This is a genomic window from Paenibacillus sp. P3E (assembly GCF_001909045.1).
Lineage (GTDB): Bacteria > Bacillota > Bacilli > Paenibacillales > Paenibacillaceae > Paenibacillus_AQ > Paenibacillus_AQ helianthi.
In genome coordinates this window covers 1-20893 of record NZ_LVWH01000216.1, presented here as the reverse complement: position 1 = coordinate 20893, position 20893 = coordinate 1, and the positions used below count along the sequence as shown (strand labels likewise).

Here is a 20893-nt window from a genome sequence, read left to right as displayed (position 1 = left end):
GATGGCCGGCTAGGACCTCAGCCAGAAGAGGCTTCACCGGCAGATACCTACATCTATAATCCGGCCGAACCTGTAGATGGCAGCGGGGAGAGGGAGCCTGAGAATATGCGGAGACATGAGCTGCGCAGCGATATTATGGTATATACGAGCGAGCCATTGCTGGAGAGCTTTCGTAGCTTTTCCTAACAACAATACCGGTAATAACCCTTACGAGGATACCGAAGCGGTGATTGTGCAGCAGCCCCTTTACCACGACAGCTATTATCCGAGCCATATCCTGCTGCCCGTGATTCCCAGCGTGTAATTTGTAAAAAGACGATTTGAAACATTTTCCAAACAACTGCGTCTTATACAGTAAATGGCACTCGTGTGTATACGTTTGCTGAAGACGATGTTGAAAGGGGAGAATGTATAGATATGGGCAAAAAAATACTCAAGCTCCTGCTGGCGGTCTTTCTGCTGGCAGGCTGCAGCCAAGGAGAGGCACCGATGAGCTATGCCGAAAGGCAAGGCTCTGCGGCCAAGCTGGATTTCCGGCTGGCGCAGCAGAGCAACCTGCTGGGGCTTAAGCTTTTCAGCCAATTAAAGGACAAGAGCGGCGGCAATCTGACCATCTCACCGTACAGTATCGCCACCGCCCTGGCTCTAGCCTACAATGGCAGCGCCGGTGAAACTGCGGAAGAACTGGGAAGACTGCTTGGCTATGCCCCTGATGAACGGAAGCAGCTGAATAAAAGCCATCAGGACCTCATGCGGTTAATGCAGGATGCCGGGCAGGGGGTTGATCTGAAGTTGGCCAATTCTGTCTGGGGTACCGCCGGCATTCCGCTGCGTAAGGAATACTTGGCAACCAGCAAGACTTATTATGGTGCAGAGATCCGCAAAGTAGATTTGGCGGCACAGCGGTCGGTCAGCGAGATTAATGGATGGGTATCCAAGCACACAGAGCACAAGATAACGCAGATGCTGGACAAACCTCCTGGGCCACAATCGGTAGCTGTGCTTGTTAACGCGCTGTATTTCAAAGGTGGATGGAAGGAAGCTTTTCCGGTGGAGAATACCCGGCAGGCCGAGTTTCGACTCTCCACGGATGAAACGGTACAAGTACCAATGATGAGCCAAAAGGGATACTTCCCGTACTCTGAACATGAAGAATGGCAAGCCATACGCATTCCTTATGGTGACAAGCAAATGGATATGCTGGTTATTCTGCCAAGTGTACATTCTTCATTGGAAGAGTTGGAGGGCCAGTTTGAGGCAGGCGGATTTCCAGCCGAAGAGGACTTTGTGGAGAAGCAGGGGACCATCGGATTGCCGCGGTTCAAGGCCAATTTCGGGACGGACCTGAAAGAAGCTCTTCAGGCACTGGGCGTGAAGCTCGCCTTTGATCCGGATAAGGGCGATTTCTCCAAGCTGGCTGATACTTCTGATCCCATCTTCATCAGCAATATCATTCATAAAACCTATATTGATGTAAACGAAAAAGGGACGGAAGCGTCAGCCTCTACGCTTGTTGGAATGGAAATGGGCGCTGCTCCTACGCCCGACCCTCCCTTTCAAATGACAGTCAATCGGCCGTTTTTATTTGTGATCGAAGACCGTCAGACCGGGGTCTGGCTGTTCATCGGTGCCGTTGAGAATCCGTTGTCTAAATAAAATGGGGCGATTCGTCAAACTTTCACCTCCTGCGCATAAATGTTCCCATCACAGGTCACAATAGGGAAAAAGCAGAATGAAGGGATCAACGTGAATGCTTTTCGTTTAAAAAAACAACTGTGGCGGCGTTGGAGACGTTGGAAAAAGGCTCCTTGGGTAGGCGCGGCCTGTATCGTCTTGACGGTGCTGGCCTGGCGCGGTATGCAGGTTCCGGAGGAGCTCAGCAGCCTGCTGCGTGGTTCGGAATGGGCTGTACCGGGCAATCTTAGCGAGTTAAGCCATGAGGCACAAACCGGTAATCCTGGCGGAAGTGTTCCTGTTACTGCGGCTGTGTACAGCCATGCTGAAGAGAATGGACGTGAAGGGGTAGCTGTAATGGATCATAAACAGCTGCTGAAGGCGATAAGTACGGAGCCGATTCGCCGAACGGTTCACTTTAAAACAACGTACATTTCCGGTGAGGAGGTATTGACCACTCCAGGGAAGGAATCGATTGCGCAGCTCAAGGGGGTCATCGCTTCACACCCGGACTGGAACGGCTGGATTAGTGCGGATGGCGATCTGTGGATGGAGCACAGTGTCAATGATTTATCTCCGCAAATCAAGAAAGATGCGTTTATCGGAGTGGATGAGCATGGAAATCTGACTCTCTTCAAAGGTCGGCCGGCGGATGAGAGGGTGCTGAAGACCTTTTTTCAAATGGATATGGGCTCAATGAAGTCTTCGCTGCCGGAAGATATTCTGAATCAGCTTCATGAAGGCATCCGTGTGCAGGATGTTGAAGAATACAATAGTGTCCTGTCCACCTTCAGCGATTATGCCCGGGATTCATCGGAACAGGTTATGCAAAGCGAAGAATAACATTGACGAAACGAAGGTCGCCTCTCCGGCTGCTGTTACAGCCGGGGGGGCTTTTTTGGTTAGCTGAAAATGTTCTCGGGGGGTGGAAACTTTTATACTCCGGGGAAGAGGTTTTTTGCTATAATGGTTAGAAGGAATACATATGTTCGCTTCACGGCGGAGAAATGGATGAAACAGTAGGAATATCTTGCCTGCTGAAGAGGAGAGATTGGATTTGCGCATCCTGGGAATTGACCCGGGGCTGGCGATTGTCGGCTTCGGCTTTGTAGATAAGGTAGGAAATAAATTAACTCCGGTTCAGTACGGATGCATCCAGACCGAGGCGCACACGCCGGAGGCAGAACGTCTGTTGCATGTCTATGAAGGCATGGTGCAGCTGATAGATAAATATAAGCCTGATGCGGTTGCAGTGGAGAAGCTTTTCTTCAGCCGTAATGTAACCACAGCCCTGCCGGTAGCACAGGCAAGAGGTGTAGTGATTCTAGCAGCTGTTCAAGCTGGACTATCCATCGCAGAGTATACACCGATGATGGTAAAGCAGGCCGTGGTTGGTTATGGCAAAGCGGAGAAGAAGCAGGTACAGGAGATGGTGAAGCTGCTGCTGAAGCTGTCCGCTGTCCCGAAGCCCGATGATGTGGCGGATGCACTGGCGGTGGCGGTATGCCACGCCCATTCCGTCAGTCTTAATTCTAAATTAAATGAGGTATTGCGAAAATGATAGATTACTTAAGAGGACCGGTTGTACATTTGGAGTCGGACTATGTAGTCCTGGACGTCCAGGGGGTAGGGTACCGGGTATTCTGCCCGAATCCATATGCGTTTGCCAAGGTGGAGGGTCCGGTGACTGTTTATATTCATTACCAGACGCGTGAGGACGCGACCCTTTTATTTGGGTTCCCCACAAGGGAAGAACAGAAGCTGTTCCGCAAACTGATAGAAGTATCCGGCATCGGCCCGCGCGTAGCCCTGGGCATCCTGACCGGAGGGACGCCCGACCAGCTGATCTCAGCAATTTACCAGGAGAATATCACCTTCCTGACCAAGCTTCCCGGGATCGGCAAGAAGACGGCCCAACGGATGATTCTGGATCTGCGTGACAAGCTGGACGGCCTGAGTGGAGTAGCGATGCAGACCGGACTGTTCGCCGTAGCGGCTGAGGCACAGGCTGCAGCAGAAGCGCTGCCATGGGAGGAAGCACGGGACGGACTGAAGGCCCTCGGTTATACCGAAGCCGAACTGGATCGGGTATGGCTTACTATGAAAAAAGAGGGTTCAGATACAGGACCAGTTGATGTGCTGATGAAGAAGGCGCTGGGGCTGCTGTTTATAGCCAAATAGGCTGCTTGACAGAACGGAGTGATGGATAAATGGATGACCGGATTATATCGGCTAACCTGATGATGGACGAGCAGGCGGTCGAATTAAGTCTGCGCCCCCGTTATCTGGGGGAATATATTGGACAGAACCAGGTAAAAGAGAATCTTAAAATATATATAGAAGCCGCTAAAATGCGAAGTGAGGCGCTTGATCATGTATTGCTCTACGGCCCGCCAGGGCTGGGTAAAACAACATTGGCGAATATTATTGCCAACGAGCTTGGCGTCAATCTGCGGACAACGTCCGGTCCAGCCATTGAACGGCCCGGAGACCTGGCCGCGCTGCTGACCAATCTGCAGCAGGGAGATGTACTGTTCATTGACGAGATTCACCGGCTGCACCGTACGGTTGAGGAGGTCATGTACCCGGCGATGGAGGACTTTGCGCTGGATATTATGATCGGCAAAGGGCCGAGTGCCCGCTCGGTGCGTCTGGATCTTCCGCCCTTTACGCTTATCGGCGCCACAACCCGTGCCGGGCTGCTGTCTGCACCGCTGCGTGACCGCTTCGGTGTAGTCAGCCGGCTGGAGTATTATAACATTGAGGAACTGAGCTTCATTGTTTCCCGCAATGCAGAACTGCTAGGCATCGAGATTCTCGGCGACGCTGCTGAGGAGATCGCCTTGCGGGCCCGGGGAACTCCCCGGATTGCTAACCGCCTGCTGAAGCGGGTCCGCGACTATGCACAGGTGCGCGGTGACGGAATTATCACACCTGAGATTGCTGCAGAATCACTGAAGATGTTGCAGGTGGACCCGCGCGGGCTGGACAGTATTGATCACAAGATGCTTCATTCGATGATCAGTTCCTTCCGGGGCGGACCAGTAGGTCTGGATACTATTGCAGCAACGATCGGAGAAGAAAGTCAGACCATAGAGGATGTGTATGAGCCTTATCTGCTGCAGATTGGCTTTCTGCAGCGGACGCCGCGGGGGAGAGTTGTGACTCCTGCCGCTTATCAGCATTTAGGCCTACCAGTTCCTCCACAGCCGCAATAAGCCTTGTTTTGTTATCATCTCTATTCTTAGGAGGCATCAAGATGAATTTTGCCAGGTGGAAAAAGACAGGAGTGACCTTACTTGCAGGTGCCCTGATTGCAGCCGGCCTTCTTCTTCCAGCAGCTGACAGCCATGCCGATCCGAACGCAACCATCCGGGTTGCGCTGTATGCCGATATTGGCAGCAAATATAAATCTACCGTCCCTTTCGTGACGCTGAGTTCGACGATGGGCTTCAGTCTGATGTCAGGGAGTGCCCAGCTGCTGCCCATTCCGGCCAATAACAAAATCCGGATCAGTCTCGACGGGTATAAGGTCAAGGTAATGGACAGCCCAACATGGCAGGCAGCCGCAGAAGCTGCCAAGCAGCTTCAATCGAGCTCCGATAAACCGATGCTCTTCGTAGCCTCGCGGAATGGGGCAACGGTCTATCAGTTGTATACAGGCCCCTATACCAGTGAAAATGCGGCTAAGGAAGGCTTGAACCGGGTAGGCAAAGCAGGCCTAAATCTACCCCAGGGTCAGGTTCCGGCTTTGACGGGAAGTAAACATTTGTCTGCCGGAACCTTTGCTTCCCAGCAGGAAGCGGATGCTGTCATGAACACGATCACAGCTGCCGGATTCGACGCCTGGAAGACTCTGGTGAGCGGAACAGACGGCAGCGCACAAGTAGAAGTGTGGGTGGGCGAAGCGGCAAGCGACAGCGATCTTGCTGCTCTGCGAGCAGCAGTAACCGCTGCGCTTCCGCAGCTTAGCATAGGGGACGGGGCGACAGCCAAGCCGGGAATGATGATCCGTACTGATGCGGGACTAGACTGGAGCAGCGAGAGCCAGGCGTTTCACTATCAGGTGTCCGGCACAGGAGCCAAGTTTATGGCCTCCGGCAATTCTGCGGGCATTCAACTGGCTGAGCGTTCCAAGCGTATTTACCGCGGGAACCTGGAACTCAGCAGTCTCGCTGGATCCCTCGCGGTAATCAATGAAGTTCCGCTTGAACAGTATTTGTATGCGGTTGTCGGCGGAGAAGTATCATCCGGCTGGCCGGAAGAGGCGCTCAAGGCTCAGGCTGTAGCAGCTCGAAGCTATGCACTGACGCAGGGCACCCGCTTTGACGTGGCCAATGTGGTGGATACCACGCTCAGCCAGGTGTATAACGGCATAGGTGCTGAAGCACCGGTGATTACCAAGGCAGTAGATGCTACTGCGGGCGAAGTGTTGATGAGCGGAGGTAAAATAGTTGAAGCTGTATTCTCCTCCAACAGCGGTGGTGTGACAGCTGATCCGTCGGAGGTATGGGGCAATGGCGGCACTACTTTCGTCAGTGTAGCCAGCGCAGAGGATGCTGCAGCTGTAGCAGCTTCGAAGAAGTGGTATTACCTGCTGCTTGACAGCGGGATCACTGGGTATGCTCGTGAGGACAATATCAAATTGACTGGCAGTAAAACGGCGGCTGGCCTGGATATGGCCACAGCGAGCACCAAAGATGTGAATATCCGTCCGTTGCCTGTCATTGAGAGCGGTGCAAGTCCGCTGGGCAAGCTGAATCCCGGCGAGAATGCTGTAATTCTGGACCAGTTCTATGAGAACGGAAGCTACAGCTGGGTAAAAGGACCTTACACCTCAGCGGATCTGCTCAAAAGCCTATCAGGCAAGGTCAGCAATTCACTGCCGTCTGCTATCGCCAGTCTGGAGGTTACGCAGCGCGGGCCATCCGGAAGAGTAACACAGGTAAAAGCCAACGGCGAGATTTTACAGGTGAAATACCCTGATCTGTTCCGTTCAGCGCTGGGCGGATTGCCCAGTACTTTGTTTGATATTGTACCTGCCGGCAGTTATACTGTATTAGGCGCTGACGGCTCAAAGGGAATTGTTAGCAGTACCCAGAGCACGGACATACTGTCCGCATCCGGCAAAGTGACGGTGAACGGCAGCGGCACGGTTGTTATGGGGGCAGATACTTCGTCCAGGGCAGTTACGAACAGTCCGGGCTTTTATTTCATCGGCTGGGGAAATGGCCACGGGCTTGGCATGTCCCAGTGGGGGATAAAGGGCATGGCTGACAAGGGGTATGATTACACGAAAATATTGCAACACTATTTTAATAACGTTACTATAGTTAAGGAATGAAGACTGATCATGAATGTAGACGATTATGATTTTCATTTGCCGGAAGAACTTATAGCCCAGACTCCGTTGTCTGACCGCAGTGCATCAAGGCTGTTGCTCGTGAACAAGGAAAATGGACAATTGGAGCATCGGCATTTTACGGATATACTGGAGCAATTTCAGCCAGGTGATACACTGGTTCTGAACGATACACGAGTGATTCCCGCCCGGCTCTTTGGCGTAAAGGAAGACACCGGCGCGAAGGCTGAGGTTCTGCTGCTGAAGAGTCTGGGGGAGGACCGCTGGGAAGCGCTGGTAAAGCCTGGTAAGAAGCTGAAGACCGGAGCGGTGATTATTTTCAGTGATGAGCTTCGTGCAGTTATTGAGGACGAGGCTGATATGGGGGGACGGACGCTCCATTTCATCTATAGAGGGATATTCCAGGAGATTCTGGACAGGCTGGGAAGCATGCCGCTTCCGCCATATATCAAGGAGACGCTTGATGACCGCGAGCGTTACCAGACCGTGTATGCCAAGCATGAAGGTTCGGCCGCCGCACCGACTGCGGGTCTGCATTTCACCCGGGAGCTGCTGGAGCAAATCAAGGCTAAAGGCGTCACGATTGCGTATATTACGCTTCATGTCGGACTTGGAACCTTCCGGCCCATGTCTGTTGAGAAGGTCGAGGAGCATGTAATGCATGCTGAGTACTTTGTATTGTCTAAGGAGACAGCAGATGTGCTTAATGCTGCCAAAGCTAGGGGCGGACGAATCATAGCTGTTGGTACAACGTCCTGCCGGACACTGGAAACGGTGGGCAGACAATCTCAAGGCGGTCCAATTGAAGAGTGCAGCGGCTGGACGGATATTTTTATCTATCCCGGGTATAAGTTTACTGTCGTAAACGCATTGATTACCAATTTCCACCTGCCAAAGTCTACATTGGTAATGCTGGTTAGCGCTCTGGCCGGTCGGGAGAATATCCTTGCCGCCTATGAGGCTGCGATTGAGCAGCAGTACCGATTTTTCAGCTTCGGCGACGCAATGTTTATTTATTAAGCAAGAGGAAGGGTTAAACATATGGCAGCAATTACTTATGAACACATCAAGACCTGTAAACAATCGGGAGCGCGGCTCGGCCGGGTTCATACCCCTCATGGTGTAATTGAGACACCTGCATTTATGCCTGTGGGCACACTCGCTACCGTCAAAACAATGAGTCCAGAAGAGCTGAAGCAAATGGATGCTCACATTATTCTGAGCAACACATACCATCTGTTCCTCCGGCCAGGGCATGATATTATCCGTGAAGCTGGCGGCCTGCACAAATTCATGAACTGGGACCGGCCGATCCTGACAGACAGCGGCGGCTTTCAAGTTTTCTCACTGAGTGATATGCGTAAAATCACCGAAGAAGGTGTGCATTTCCGTTCCCATTTGAACGGGGATAAGAAATTTCTTTCGCCGGAAGTGGCGATGGAGATTCAGAATGCCTTGGGTTCCGATATTATGATGGCTTTTGATGAATGTCCGCCGTATCCGGCAGAGTATGATTACGTTAAAAAGTCACTCGAACGCACCTCGCGCTGGGCTGAAAGATGTCTGAAAAGCCATGCCCGTCCTGAGGACCAAGGGCTGTTCGCCATTGTTCAAGGGGGCATGCATGAGGATTTGCGGCGCCAGAGCGCAGCTGATTTGACTTCCATGGATTTCCCGGGGTATGCTATTGGAGGACTCAGCGTCGGAGAGTCCAAGCAGCTTATGTATGAAGTGCTGGATTATACGGTTCCACTGCTGCCGCAAGGAAAACCGCGTTATTTAATGGGCGTGGGGTCACCGGATGCGCTGCTGGAAGGATCGATCCGCGGAGTAGACATGTTCGACTGTGTTCTGCCTACGCGTATAGCCCGCAATGGAACAACAATGACCAGTCAGGGAAGACTCGTAGTACGCAACGCACAGTATGCACGTGATTTCGGGCCGCTTGATCCGGAATGTGACTGCTATACCTGCCGGAATTATTCCCGTGCTTATTTGCGCCATCTGATCAAAGCCGACGAAACATTCGGCTTGCGGTTAACGACATACCATAATTTGCACTTCCTGCTGGAATTGATGCGTAAAGTGCGTGAAGCCATCAGGGAAGATCGGCTGCTTGATTTTCGCGATGAGTTTTTTGCACAATACGGATTATATGATAATCTCAAAGGCTTCTAGTACAACTGGATTGTGCTTTATTGTTTTTTGAAAGGGGGGAGAATTATGGTACAGCAATTTCATTTTGCAGCAGCTTCAGGGAGCGGAAGCATTCTGGGTCTCGTAGGCCCATTCGTGCTGATGTTTGTGGTATTCTATTTCTTGCTGATTCGTCCACAGCAGAAGAAGACCAAAGCGCGCAACGGAATGTTGAAATCTTTGAAAAAAGGCGATAAGGTAGTAACTATTGGTGGCCTTCACGGCACGATCATGGAAATTTCTGATGATATCGTGGTCTTACGGGTAAATGATGTAACCAAGCTGACCTTCGACCGGGGCTCCATCAGCCACTCTGTTGTTGAAGTAGAAGACAAAGAGTAGTTTATTAAAGTAAAAGGTACATAAAAGCGGCGTCCTCTTAATTAAGAGTGACGCCGCTTTTTTATTATGTGAGACCAAGTTAATTAGCGGAGTTCAGTTGCACGGCTGCGGACAGCCAGTTTGCCTTCTCCGCTGCGTAGGGTCAACTTGGCAAGCTGAACAGCAACAGTAGTCGATACAACGGCCAGTATTGTGCCGCCAAGCATGTCGGTCAGCCAATGAATGCCCAGGTAGAATATGCCGAACACAATGATGACCGCTGACACGGTGGTAATTGCCATCCAGCGGCGATTGCCGGAACGGAAGGCGAGCAGTGCTGTTGATACAGAAATCGCTGTGTGCAGGCTTGGAAAACAGTTGTTCAGTCCTGAGAGAGGTCTGTATTCCTGCTCAAACTTCGGGAAAACATCCAGCATGGTAAAGCGGACACCCGCCGGAACGTAGGACCAGACCTCGTTCACCGGAAAGTATAGATAAAACGGAATGGCAATTGCATAATTCAGAATAATCGTATAGCAAGTCGCATAGAGCATCACACGGTTCTTATCCAGCAGATAAACGCCGAGTGAAGCGGCCAGGACGGATTGAAGCATGAAGATATAGAAGAAAACAATAATCGGCGTCAGCCAGGGCATAAAGAACAGATGCTGTAAATCCCTCACAAAATGGCCTTCAAGCCCAAAGACGAAAGAGGTGTAATCAGAAGTGAGATGTAGCTTCCTCTCAATCTGCAATTCGTATTTATTCAGAGCCAGCACACCGAACATACCTGCAACCAGCAGTAGGAATTTATAAGAGTGCAGAAGTTCTCTTCCGATCTCAACAAAAGCCAGCAGAGGATTGCGGAGGGCACTAAGCCACATCAATACAGCAACAATGACAACTGTGTACAGCATTACATAATTCATGGATTGGTAAAGCAAAACAATCGAAGCCTCCTTGATCCCGTATGAAGTCATATAAATTCAGTTTACCATATTTTAAGGAGTGGGATTCGATTTTTTGCAAAATTAAATTATTTAGGATTTATGCAAATTAACCCCAAACATTCCGCCGAATGCTGCGATGCCTGCTGCACCCAGTATCCATAAGCAGTCTTTGCCGGCAGGTGCGCTGTCCAGTGCCAAAAAACCAATCAGTAATATAATTATTCCGTAGAAAGCTCCCGTAATTCCACCATGATACCAGCCCCTGCTCGATGATCTCCGTCCTGCGGTCAATCCACCGAGGGCGGCAGCAATACCGTGGACAATATAGGTGTACATGGTAAGATCCTGTTCTTCCAGTCCGCTTCCCCACAGGAATAGGGATAGGACAACCGCGCCCAGCAGCATCCACAGGAAGGATTGGCATAAACCGGATAATACAGGACTCGATATTCTCCACGAGAACAGTCGCCGGATGAGATACATGGTACAACCTCCTAATTGTTTTTTTGAGCAATACACCCCGACTCAGCTGTGAAAAAACTGCTCCGGAAGCATATGCTAAGTTTTTTGAGCAATACAATACGCAAGAGATTTATTACTAACTATTGTATGGGGAGGCTTGCCCCAATAGTACAAGAATGGTCATGAAGCCTTTTTTACCATTAATTAATAAACCGTCATCCGAATGTTCCCTTAGCTGAGGGGTCAGAATAGGGGTACATTAATCTGCCCTCACATCAGGCGGGGGTGAATATGGAAGGGGAGCGAAGAGAATATGTTCCAGCATATTTCTGCCCATATTTTTCTGACTGTGCTGATGTATATCTTCATTTTCCTGTGCATGCGGATTATGGGTAAACGGGAGATCGGCAAGCTCTCGGTATTTGATTTGACAATCTCCATTATGATTGCCGAGATTGCTGTCTTCTCCATTGAAGATATAGAACGGCCGATTTATGATGGTCTGGTACCAATGGCAACACTGGTGCTGATTCAGATTCTGGCCGCGCAGCTAAGCCTAAAGAGCAGAAAGCTCCGGCTGCTGATCGACGGCAAGCCAAGCATTTTGATTTCGGATGGCAAGCTGCACCGTGGTGAGATGCGTAAACAGCGGTATAACATTGACGATCTGATGCTTCAGTTAAGGGGCCAGAATATCGATAGTCCGGCAGATGTGGAATTTGCCATTCTGGAAACGAGCGGTCAGCTCACTGTAATCGAAAAAAATAAGGGCGTATCTTCCAGTAATCAAAGTGGTAATAGCAGTTCTGCGGCTGAAACGGGACAGCGTAACGGGATTTCTGAAGGGAATACTTCAGATAGTGTGAAGCTGCCAAGCCATAAAATCAGGTATGAAGGCTTGCCGATTCCGCTTATTATGGACGGTAAGGTTCAGGACCAGAATTTGGAGATGATCGGCAAGACACGATTCTGGCTGAGAACCCAGATCCGTCAAAAGGGTGCCTCGGATTTTCGGGATGTGTTCCTATGCTCCATCGACCATAAAGGCAAAATATATGTAGACCGTTTGCTTCATTGAATGTTCAGCGCCATTTTTTAAAAAAAGGCACCCGGTCCAGATCATGTACGGAGATTAAGCCGGATAACAGACAAATTCCAAAGTAGAGGGCCATTCCGCTTCCTGCGGCTAACATGAATTGGATCCACTCTGCGGACGCGATTGGCACAGAGGTATAGATATAAGACATACCTGCAGCCATAATGATCATTGCGGCAAACGTTTTGAGCGGATCAGCCAATCTCAGTGATAATGATATTAGCTTGACTACGCTGATCCCGTGCAGAAGAGTCACCAGAATACTATTGGCAATAATGGCGATAATTGCCCCGTAGATTCCATACTCCGGCTGTGAGGCCAGTCCGAGAATCAGTAAAATTTTGATCACCGCTCCGATCAGGGTATTAATTAATGCTCTGCCCGGGCGTTCCATCGCTTGGAGGGCCGCTTGAAGAGGGGCTTGGACATATAAAAACAAGGCGAAAGGGGCCATCATCCGCAGCATTGGCGCTGTATCGGCATTACCGTACATCAATGTACATAACGGTACAGCAAAAATGTACATAATTGCGGCAAAAGGCGCACCGGTCACCATGGCCAGGCGTAGCGCCTGATGCATTCGTTTGTGAATCGTGGGCAGATCATGCCGGGCCGCAGCCTCAGATAAGGAAGGGACGAGAGACACGGCGAGTGAAGAGCTGAGTACCCCAGGCAGCAGCAGCAAGGGAATAACCATCCCCTGGAGGGAGCCGTACTGAGCGGTGGCAGCAGCAGTGGCGATTCCGGCAAGCGCGAGGCTGCGGGCAGTGATAATGGACTCCAGCAAATAGGAGAATGAACCGACAAGCCGTCCCGCAGTGACAGGAACCGAAATTCTTATCAACCTTTTGAAAATGGAAAGATCCTTAGTGGAAGGGCTTGGATTTGGATGCAGCTTCATTTCCGGCATAGAAACAGCAGGGTTTGCAGCAGGAGATATGCCCCCGTTCTTGTCCTTTTTTACGATAAAATAATATTGCCACAGAAGCGCCAGCATACCGACGATTTCTCCTACAGTCACACCCAGCATGGCTCCAGCTGCCGCATAAGCGATCCCTCTCGGAAGCAGAAGCCAGGAGAACCACAGCATAAATACAATCCGGACCACTGATTCCAGCACTGAGGACAACGCAGAGGGGATCATGTTCTGCCTACCCTGAAAATAACCTCTGTAGATTGCAGATACGGCCACAATGGCGATCATGGGTGTCATGCTTACAAAGGTGTAATAGACACGGCTGTCTGTCAGAATCACATTCGAAACCCATGAGGCCCCGAACAGGGCAAGCGTTGTGAAAAAAACACCCAGTCCCAGACTAAGGGCGAGTCCGGTATGCAGAATCCTTCGGGATTCCTCCGGGCGTCCTTCCCCTTCGGCTTCAGCAACCATTTTGGCAATTGCCAGCGGGATCCCCCCTGTGATAATGGTAACCAGCACAATGAAAAACGGATAACCGAGCTGATAGAGACCTACGCCCTCGGCGCCGATCACACGCGGTAAAATAATTCGCGGAATAAAACCGAGCATCCGGTTAATAATGCCTGCGGCCAGCAGTATCAAGGTTCCTTGAATAAAGCTCTGTTTCCTCAAAGGGCACTCCTTCTTCCCAAAGTAGTCTCTCCTACATTGATATGCGGCAGGTGGGGTTTTCCATGACAAGCTTTAGTTGTGACAACTTTTCAGCCGGAAGAAGGAAACAAGGAAATATGGTCGAATACATACTTGTGAACATGCATAAGCGAGCGATCTTTGGAGGTGTCAACACGTGGAATCGGAACAATGGAATTACGAACAGCTTAGTGATGAAATCGAAGCCATGTGCCGCAGTAAAGCGGAGGAATTCCGGCTCCTCGGCTATGAATATGTGAAGGGCAAGGATATTTGGGATTGCGTCAGCCGCAATTATGCCAAGGAAGGCAGACCTGCCCTGCATAAGCTGGTGAATGATATCTACTCACTCAAGGCCAATAGTTATATGAACTATCTGACTATTGCCGCTTATCGCGGTTTGAACGGATAAAAGGAACGATTTGCTTTTGCAAACGGGTACTGGAAACGTTAAAGTAAGAGAAGAGCAATTCAGCATTTCCTATCAAAAACGGATGGCTTGCCGCTTGAGCAGAGCCGGCCGTTTCTTTGTGTGATATTTGTACCGTCATTCCTGCCTGAATTGACGGTGATTTCGCACGTAGCTATAATAGGAATATTGAGTAATGAAAGGGGAACTAGCAAGAGCATGAAGAGAATGTTGAGCTTTATTATTACCGTGCTCGTATTGACAGGGGTCATGGTGTTTACCACTCCCGGGCTGCTGGACAAGGTCCGTCTGGGTCTTGACCTAAAAGGCGGCTTCGAGATTCTGTATCACGCGGAGCCGATGGAGGCGGGTGCAGAATTATCCCGTGCTTCACTCCAAAAGACAGCAGAGAGCCTGGAAAAACGGGCCAATGCCCTCGGAACAAGCGAGCCTGAGGTTACTACTGAAGGAACGGACCGCATCCGTCTGAAGATCGCGGGCGTTACCGACGAGGCCGAAGTCCGCAAGAAAATGAAAGAACCTGCTGTTCTTACTTTCCGTAGTGCCGCTCCAGGCGATGCTGTGGGAACCTACAGCAAGATTGAGCTTGTGGGCAGTGATTTTGTAGAGGGTGCGGCAGATGTTCAACGCGACAAACTGAACCGGCCGGAAATCAGCATTAAGGTCAAAGATAAATCCAAATTTGCTGAGATTACCAAACGTCTGATCGGTCAGAAGCTTGTGATTTATCTTGATGACAGAAAGCTGTCGGATCCTAATGTCAATATGGAAATTTCCGATGGAAGTGCTTCGATCTCAGGCAATTATACGCTGGATAAAGCCCGTGAACTGGCTGATACGATTAACCTCGGTGCCTTGCCGCTTAAGCTGACAGAGAAATACTCCCAAAGCGTAGGCGCAACACTTGGTAAACAGTCTCTTGACCAGACGGTGAAAGCCGGACTTGTGGGTTCCGTAATTATTCTGATCTTCATGATCGGTATGTACCGCTTGCCGGGTGCTCTGGCCAGCTTCGCGCTGATCCTTCATACCTGGCTGCTAATTGCGGTGTTCGTCATTGCCGACTTCACCTTGACTCTCCCCGGTATCGCCGCATTCATTCTCGGTATAGGGATGGCGGTTGATGCCAATATCATTACCAATGAACGGATAAGGGAAGAAATGCGCAGCGGCAAGAGCATATTGTCTTCTGTCAAAGCAGGGAACAAAACCTCTTTCCGTACGGTAATGGATGCGAACGTAACCACTATTATTGTAGCGGCTGTAATGTTCGCTTTTGGTACCGGTGCGGTCAAAGGTTTTGCACTGATCCTGATTGTGGAAATTGTGCTTAGTATCGTAACGAACCTTTATTTTGCCCATTGGCTGCTTACCGTGCTGGTCAAAGCCGGTGCGCTGAAAAAGCCGAAGCAATTTGGGGTAAAGGAGAGTGACATCCGTGCGCTTTAAGAAAGAGCTTGATTTTGTACATTTGAGCAGATTTTTCTATATTTTTTCCATTGCTATTACGGTTGCAGGTCTAATCTTTCTGGCAACAATGGGCTTGAACTACAGTGTTGATTTCAAAGCCGGGTCCAATGTTGACGTGGCAATGTCGAAGAACATCACACTGGAACAGCTTAAGCCCGCTCTAAGTGGTCTTGGAATCTCGAACGAACCGCAGATCACATTGGGCGAGAAACGCGTAAATATCCGCTACGATAAGGAACTTGACAATACCCAGGATGAGGCATTAAAGGCCGCGATTTCGAAGCTGGATGATAAAGCCTCCTTCGAGGTCAATACGGTGGATACCGAAATGGCCAAAGAGCTGGCGCGCAATGCCATTTATTCTGTGCTCCTTTCCTGTCTGGGGATTATCATTTATGTAAGTATCCGTTTTGAATGGCGTTTTGCCTTGGCTGCGATTGTGGCGCTTATCCATGATGCGTTTATCGTCGTTTCCGTCTTCTCTATTTTCCGTTTGGAGGTCGATTTGACTTTCATTGTCGCGGTTCTGACCATTATTGGTTATTCGATCAACGATACGATTGTTATCTTTGACCGGATCCGTGAGAATCTGCGGTTCGGCAAGCAGAAAACATATGAGGATCTTAAGTTGCTGGTCAACAAAAGTGTGTCCCAGACCCTTATGCGGTCCCTGTATACAGCATTTACGGTGTTTATTGCAGCGTTTTTCCTGCTTATTCTCGGCGGAGAATCAATCAAAATGTTCTCCCTTGCGATGGTTATCGGTTTGCTCTCTGGAGCATATTCATCCATCTTTATCGCAAGTCCGCTCTGGCTGCTGCTGAAGAAGCGCCAGAAGTCGGCTGGAAAGAGCAATCCGGCAAAGGCCTAAAGTCAGGTACACTTGAAAAGCCGCGTCAAAGACGACGCGGCTTTTCGAAATCTTTGGAGTGGAATGTCAGGCCAAGCAGTCATCATGAGATTACTTGCTAGTGGTAAGGAGGAACTCGTAATGTATGACAAACAATCACCACCAAGTGATAAAGTTGTCTGGACCGGAGTTGCCGGTGATCTTGCATTGGCGGTAGCCAAAGGGACCATTGGTTATGTCTCGGGCAGCAAAGCATTAATTGGTGATGCATTATATTCGGGGTCGGATGCAGCCGCCAAGCTGGCAGAGATTCTACCGCTTCCATGGCGGACAGTGCGGGATCAGAAGAATAGAGCAGCTCAGCGCAATCAGGAGAGCAATAAAGGGCCGATTATAGCCATTCTTTTTTCAGTACTTATTCTAATGGGCGGGCTTCAAATCGCCTTCTCAGCGATTCGTGATCTGACCAGAGGACATTTGTCAGCACCAGAACAAACCGCGCTTGTCGCCGTGCTCATCTCCATTGTTATGAAAGAGGCCATTTTTCAGTACCAGTACCGTTATTTCAAAAAAAAGGGCGATGGCAGCCATGCTGCATATGCAGATAACCACCGCTTCAGTCTATATACTTCAATTACTGTAGTTATCGGGATTTCCTTAGCGATGGCTGGCGGATCTTTAAACTGGCATCCATTGTTATATATGGACCCGATTGCAGCACTGTTAACCGGATGTTTAATTATCCGCAAAGGTTTTTCGCTGATCACTGCTTCTGTATATGGTAAGAAACTTCAGGAGCTTCCTTCCGAAGAAGCAGCCAACTTCATTGAAACGGTACAGCGGGTGCATGGCGTGATCCGGGTAGAATATTTGCAGGCATTGGAACAAGGAAGTTATGTAAATCTCCAGGTCAAAATTAGCGTGAATCCGCGTATTACGGTTATGGAAGCCCAGGATATTTCGGAATGCGCCAGAAAGCTTCTGCAGCACCGTTTTGTGCATGTAGGCGAGGTTCATATGGATGTTGTACCGTATGATCCGGGTTATCCTTACAAAAGCAACCATGAGCTTGTGGACAATGAAATCCCAACGTTGCTTCAATAGCTGCTACGGGAGAGAAAGGTGAAATCTATTGCTTCATTCAAAAACAAGATGGCAATCTCCGGCAGCCGATCCTGATGAAGTTCGGGATTTGGCCCGGACTCTTTCGGTTTCTCCACTCCTGTCGTCGCTGCTTGTGAAGAGAGGAATGAACACGCCGGACAAGGCGCTTATGTTCATGGAAGGCGGAGACCAGGAAGGGCATGATCCCTTTCTGCTTAAGGGGATGACCGAAGCGGTACCCCGGATTAGAAAGGCTCTACAAGAAGAAGAGCATATCCTTGTATATGGCGACTATGATGCGGACGGAGTGTCCAGTACTGCGCTGATGATCTATCTGCTGCGCTACCTGGGCGCTTCTTTTGATATTTATATTCCGCACCGCGCAAATGAAGGCTACGGATTGCATAATCATGCGTTGGATTGGGCGAAGCAGCAAGGAGTATCGCTTATCATCACGGTAGATACTGGTATTAGTGCCTATCATCAAATTGCATACGCTAGCAGGCTTGGGATGGATGTGATCGTTACGGATCACCATGAACCGCCGGAGCTTTTGCCTGAAGCTTATGCGCTGATCAATCCCAAGCTGCCAGACTGCCCTTATCCGTTCAAAGGGTTGGCTGGTGTAGGGGTAGCCTACAAGCTGGCTCAGGCACTGCTTGGGGACGAGGTGCCTAAGGAGTGGAGCGAGATTGCTGCGATTGGAACAGTCGCTGACTTGATGCCTCTTCTGGACGAAAACCGCAGTATTGTTCGTAGAGGCCTCTCCAGCATGCGGAACTCACCATTCCCTGGAATACGTGCCCTGCTTGGGGTTAGCGGGATAACGATGGATACAGTCAGTGCAGTGAATATTGCTTTTGGCATGGCTCCGCGAATCAATGCTAGTGGACGGCTGGACCACGCTGGACGCGCTGTTACTTTGCTGACTACAGAGCAAACGGATGAGGCAGAGAAGCTTGCCGGAGAGCTGGATCTGCTGAACAAAGAACGCCAGCTGGTTGTAGAGAGAATTGTGACCGAAGCCACTGCTATGCTGGAACTACAGGTTCAGAAGGACAAGTTGCCTGATATTATAGTGCTTGCCCATCAGGGGTGGAATGTAGGGGTAGTAGGCATAGTGGCCTCCAAGCTGCTGGAACGTTATTATCGCCCTGTGATTATTCTGGATATTCACCCGGAGACAGGCATGTGCAAGGGTTCAGCCCGATCTATTCCCGGTCTGGATATCTACGAAGCCTTAACCTCCTGCGCGGACTTAATGGATCATTTCGGGGGACATCCGGCTGCGGCCGGGATGAGCCTGCATCAGGACAAAATTGAGGATTTTGCAGCGGCTCTAAATGATTATGCTGCGAAGGTACTGAAGCCGGAGCACTTTCTGCCGGTGACTTCAGCAGATGAAGAGACGGCCATTGCTGATTTGTCCCTGCAGGCTGCACTTGAACTGGGCCGGTTGGCTCCATTTGGAATGGCCAACCCGGTGCCGAAATTCATTGTTCGTGGTGCTGCGGTGAAGGAGACCCGAAAGATGGGGCAGGAAGGCAAGCATCTAAAGCTTGTCCTCCAGCAGGGCAGCCATACCATTGAAGTGGTTGCCTTTGGCAAAGGAGGGCTTGCTGAACTGCTCCCGGATGGAACGCTGATCGACATTCTGGCTGAGCTGTCGGTCAATGAGTGGAATGGCTCACGGAAACCGCAGCTCATGCTGCAGGATCTGTCGGTGCCCAGTCCGCAGCTCTTTGACCTTCGCGGTGCAGCCGATGCGGTGAAGCAAGCCTCACAGCTTACAGAACTCCTGCAGCCCTATTGTGGTGGTGAGCCGCTCAGAACAGCTGCTGTATTCCAGAACAGCCGCTTGTCGCCAATGAGCGCGCTCCAAGGCATGTCACTATGGGTATATGATGAGGATGCTGGTATAACACCAGTTCGGCATGAACCGGCAGTTTCAGAAGACACACAGGTATCTCTACTCTGCCTGCTAGATATGCCGGAAACACCGGAGCAGCTGGATGCGTTGTTCGCCGCTTTCCCCCATGTGGATAATATTGCCTTACTGCATTCGATCAGGGATGGCCGGGACCGGCTGCAGATGCCGACAAGAGACCACTTCAAAGTGCTATATAAATCATTGGCTGCGCTGGCAGCAGCTCCAATACCCGAGCATGAACTGCTGCTGCGGCTCACCCGACAGTCTTCCATGGGGATGCGAATGCTGGTCAAAATGCTCGATGTATTCGAGGAGCTTGATTTTATCGAGCGTAATCAGGGGAATGTTACCTTTGTTACGCAGCCCGCCGCTAAGAGTCTTACTGCTTCACAGCAATTTGTGAGACTGGGGCAGACTGCGGAAATGGAACGCTATTTCATGGAAAGCAGCCGCAGCGAGCTGCAGGAGTGGATGCTGTCCCGCCGCCCGGTTGTATCCCGGGTGGGATAAGTCAAATGCTTTCCGAACCGGGTTAATTCGAAGTCAATTCAGTGAGGTAACGCTCACAAACTTTTGAGGAGATGATAGTGTGGATTTTAAAGACAGTATTCGTGTGATACCAGATTTCCCGCAGCCGGGCATCAGCTTCAAAGATATTACTACTTTGCTTAAGGATGGCGAAGCTTACCGCCGGGCGATTGATGAGCTGAAGGCTCTGGTATCACACCTGCAGATCGACGTGATTGCCGGTCCAGAGGCCCGTGGATTTGTGGTTGGCGCCCCCCTTGCTTACGCGCTGGGTGTCGGTTTTGTACCGATCCGCAAAAGCGGCAAGCTGCCGTATGAAACGATTGAGGTAGGGTATGATCTGGAATACGGTAAAGACACGCTGGCGGTTCACACGGATGCGGTCAAGCCTGGACAAAACGTACTTATTGCTGATGATTTGCTGGCAACGGGAGGCACCATTGCCACTTCGGTCAGCCTGATCGAGCAACTGGGCGGCAATGTGGTCGGAGCGGCCTTCCTGATCGAATTGACCCAGCTTGCCGGACGGAATAAGCTCTCCGGTATCGGGGTTCATTCGCTCCTTACCTACGAAGACTAATTAAAACCAGTGTTCTTTTCCCGGGAAATAAAAAGGGGCTGTCTCATAAGTAGATTTTCAAAAAAAAGAAACAGCCCATATGTATTCAAGAGGCAGTAAAAAGACAGCAAGGCCGCGATTCTCCTGTTATTGGAGAATCGCGACCTTGCGTTTTTGGTCCACCGTGGCTTGCTTCAGCATATTATGGGCAAGCGAAAGCCAACCGACCTCAAGCGTCACTTTTTCCATGCCGCGAAGCAGAAAGCGCCGGAAGCCCCGGTTATTCTTCAGTTGTCCAAATACGCTTTCCGGTTCCGTCATTCGGCGTACGGCCAGGGCATAACCTTCCTCG

Annotated in this window: 21 protein-coding genes; 17 read left to right on the top strand and 4 right to left on the bottom strand. The window is 50.4% G+C overall.

The window, feature by feature from the left end:
- Positions 1 to 76: 76 nt before the first annotated feature.
- From A3842_RS32220 to yajC, 10 genes are all read left to right on the top strand, one after another.
- Positions 77 to 304 (top strand): hypothetical protein, encoded by a 228-nt coding sequence (locus tag A3842_RS32220; RefSeq protein ID WP_143186386.1) that lies wholly within the window; start codon positions 77 to 79, stop codon positions 302 to 304.
- A 113-nt stretch (positions 305 to 417) separates the two neighbouring features.
- Positions 418 to 1656, top strand: coding sequence for a serpin family protein (locus tag A3842_RS27630; protein ID WP_074103429.1), 1239 nt, complete (start codon positions 418 to 420; stop codon positions 1654 to 1656).
- Between the two features lie 90 nt (positions 1657 to 1746).
- On the top strand, positions 1747 to 2517 hold the full coding sequence (locus A3842_RS27625; RefSeq protein WP_178382421.1) for a BofC C-terminal domain-containing protein: 771 nt from the start codon (positions 1747 to 1749) through the stop codon (positions 2515 to 2517).
- A gap of 214 nt (positions 2518 to 2731) precedes the next feature.
- Positions 2732 to 3235: a crossover junction endodeoxyribonuclease RuvC gene (gene ruvC, locus A3842_RS27620; RefSeq protein ID WP_074086249.1), complete on the top strand. Its 504-nt coding sequence runs from the start codon at positions 2732 to 2734 to the stop codon at positions 3233 to 3235.
- Complete coding sequence (gene ruvA / locus A3842_RS27615) at positions 3232 to 3855, top strand: Holliday junction branch migration protein RuvA (protein ID WP_074086250.1); 624 nt, start codon at positions 3232 to 3234, stop codon at positions 3853 to 3855. The genes ruvC and ruvA overlap by 4 nt, the downstream gene beginning before the upstream one ends.
- Before the next feature lie 29 nt (positions 3856 to 3884).
- Positions 3885 to 4892 carry a Holliday junction branch migration DNA helicase RuvB gene (ruvB, locus tag A3842_RS27610; RefSeq protein ID WP_074086251.1) on the top strand — a complete coding sequence of 336 codons (1008 nt, stop codon included), beginning with the start codon at positions 3885 to 3887 and terminating at the stop codon, positions 4890 to 4892.
- A 41-nt stretch (positions 4893 to 4933) separates the two neighbouring features.
- Complete coding sequence (locus A3842_RS27605; protein ID WP_074103427.1) at positions 4934 to 7018, top strand: SpoIID/LytB domain-containing protein; 2085 nt, start codon at positions 4934 to 4936, stop codon at positions 7016 to 7018.
- A gap of 9 nt (positions 7019 to 7027) precedes the next feature.
- The gene (gene queA, locus A3842_RS27600) at positions 7028 to 8056 is read left to right on the top strand and encodes a tRNA preQ1(34) S-adenosylmethionine ribosyltransferase-isomerase QueA (protein ID WP_074086253.1); all 1029 of its coding nucleotides are present in this window, start codon (positions 7028 to 7030) and stop codon (positions 8054 to 8056) included.
- A gap of 21 nt (positions 8057 to 8077) precedes the next feature.
- A complete protein-coding gene (gene tgt / locus A3842_RS27595) occupies positions 8078 to 9214 on the top strand; it encodes a tRNA guanosine(34) transglycosylase Tgt (RefSeq protein ID WP_074086254.1) in 1137 nt (378 codons plus the stop codon).
- Positions 9215 to 9259: 45 nt separating this feature from the next.
- A complete protein-coding gene (gene yajC / locus A3842_RS27590) occupies positions 9260 to 9574 on the top strand; it encodes a preprotein translocase subunit YajC (RefSeq protein ID WP_074086255.1) in 315 nt (104 codons plus the stop codon).
- A gap of 83 nt (positions 9575 to 9657) precedes the next feature.
- Here yajC and A3842_RS27585 read toward each other — a convergent pair whose 3' ends face one another.
- Positions 9658 to 10497 (bottom strand): phosphatase PAP2 family protein, encoded by an 840-nt coding sequence (locus tag A3842_RS27585; RefSeq protein ID WP_244169682.1) that lies wholly within the window; start codon positions 10495 to 10497, stop codon positions 9658 to 9660.
- Between the two features lie 96 nt (positions 10498 to 10593).
- Positions 10594 to 10986: a TIGR04086 family membrane protein gene (locus tag A3842_RS27580; protein ID WP_074086256.1), complete on the bottom strand. Its 393-nt coding sequence runs from the start codon at positions 10984 to 10986 to the stop codon at positions 10594 to 10596.
- Positions 10987 to 11278: 292 nt separating this feature from the next.
- On the opposite strand from A3842_RS27580, the gene A3842_RS27575 reads away from it, so the two are divergent.
- On the top strand, positions 11279 to 12043 hold the full coding sequence (locus A3842_RS27575; RefSeq protein WP_074086257.1) for a YetF domain-containing protein: 765 nt from the start codon (positions 11279 to 11281) through the stop codon (positions 12041 to 12043).
- Between the two features lie 4 nt (positions 12044 to 12047).
- Here A3842_RS27575 and spoVB read toward each other — a convergent pair whose 3' ends face one another.
- On the bottom strand, positions 12048 to 13652 hold the full coding sequence (gene spoVB, locus A3842_RS27570; protein WP_074103426.1) for a stage V sporulation protein B: 1605 nt from the start codon (positions 13650 to 13652) through the stop codon (positions 12048 to 12050).
- A gap of 175 nt (positions 13653 to 13827) precedes the next feature.
- Here spoVB and A3842_RS27565 point away from each other — a divergent pair, with 175 nt between their 5' ends.
- The 6 genes from A3842_RS27565 to A3842_RS27540 all read left to right on the top strand — a co-directional run bounded on the left by A3842_RS27565 (position 13828) and on the right by A3842_RS27540 (position 20562).
- Positions 13828 to 14082, top strand: a complete 255-nt coding sequence (locus A3842_RS27565) for a post-transcriptional regulator (RefSeq protein ID WP_074086259.1) — start codon at positions 13828 to 13830, stop codon at positions 14080 to 14082.
- 216 nt (positions 14083 to 14298) lie between these two features.
- A complete protein-coding gene (gene secD / locus A3842_RS27560) occupies positions 14299 to 15549 on the top strand; it encodes a protein translocase subunit SecD (RefSeq protein ID WP_074103425.1) in 1251 nt (416 codons plus the stop codon).
- Complete coding sequence (secF, locus tag A3842_RS27555; protein ID WP_074103424.1) at positions 15539 to 16441, top strand: protein translocase subunit SecF; 903 nt, start codon at positions 15539 to 15541, stop codon at positions 16439 to 16441. The genes secD and secF overlap by 11 nt, the downstream gene beginning before the upstream one ends.
- Before the next feature lie 120 nt (positions 16442 to 16561).
- Positions 16562 to 17524, top strand: coding sequence for a cation diffusion facilitator family transporter (locus A3842_RS27550; RefSeq protein WP_074103423.1), 963 nt, complete (start codon positions 16562 to 16564; stop codon positions 17522 to 17524).
- A 28-nt stretch (positions 17525 to 17552) separates the two neighbouring features.
- On the top strand, positions 17553 to 19964 hold the full coding sequence (recJ, locus tag A3842_RS27545) for a single-stranded-DNA-specific exonuclease RecJ (protein WP_074103422.1): 2412 nt from the start codon (positions 17553 to 17555) through the stop codon (positions 19962 to 19964).
- A gap of 79 nt (positions 19965 to 20043) precedes the next feature.
- Complete coding sequence (locus tag A3842_RS27540) at positions 20044 to 20562, top strand: adenine phosphoribosyltransferase (protein WP_074086264.1); 519 nt, start codon at positions 20044 to 20046, stop codon at positions 20560 to 20562.
- 126 nt (positions 20563 to 20688) lie between these two features.
- On the opposite strand, the gene A3842_RS27535 is transcribed toward A3842_RS27540, so the two are convergent.
- The coding region (locus A3842_RS27535) for a transposase (protein WP_074103344.1) at positions 20689 to 20893 on the bottom strand (205 nt) is incomplete at its 5' end.

Excerpts from the sequence above, each read along its gene's own strand:
- A3842_RS32220 (WP_143186386.1), top strand. The coding sequence starts at position 77 with ATGGCAGCGGGGAGAGGGAGCCTGAGAATATGCGGAGACATGAGCTGC.
- A3842_RS27630 (WP_074103429.1), top strand. The coding sequence starts at position 418 with ATGGGCAAAAAAATACTCAAGCTCCTGCTGGCGGTCTTTCTGCTGGCA.
- ruvA (WP_074086250.1), top strand. The coding sequence starts at position 3,232 with ATGATAGATTACTTAAGAGGACCGGTTGTACATTTGGAGTCGGACTAT.
- ruvB (WP_074086251.1), top strand. The coding sequence starts at position 3,885 with ATGGATGACCGGATTATATCGGCTAACCTGATGATGGACGAGCAGGCG.
- A3842_RS27605 (WP_074103427.1), top strand. The coding sequence starts at position 4,934 with ATGAATTTTGCCAGGTGGAAAAAGACAGGAGTGACCTTACTTGCAGGT.
- queA (WP_074086253.1), top strand. The coding sequence starts at position 7,028 with ATGAATGTAGACGATTATGATTTTCATTTGCCGGAAGAACTTATAGCC.
- tgt (WP_074086254.1), top strand. The coding sequence starts at position 8,078 with ATGGCAGCAATTACTTATGAACACATCAAGACCTGTAAACAATCGGGA.
- yajC (WP_074086255.1), top strand. The coding sequence starts at position 9,260 with ATGGTACAGCAATTTCATTTTGCAGCAGCTTCAGGGAGCGGAAGCATT.
- A3842_RS27580 (WP_074086256.1), bottom strand. The coding sequence starts at position 10,986 with ATGTATCTCATCCGGCGACTGTTCTCGTGGAGAATATCGAGTCCTGTA.
- A3842_RS27575 (WP_074086257.1), top strand. The coding sequence starts at position 11,279 with ATGTTCCAGCATATTTCTGCCCATATTTTTCTGACTGTGCTGATGTAT.
- secD (WP_074103425.1), top strand. The coding sequence starts at position 14,299 with ATGAAGAGAATGTTGAGCTTTATTATTACCGTGCTCGTATTGACAGGG.
- A3842_RS27550 (WP_074103423.1), top strand. The coding sequence starts at position 16,562 with ATGTATGACAAACAATCACCACCAAGTGATAAAGTTGTCTGGACCGGA.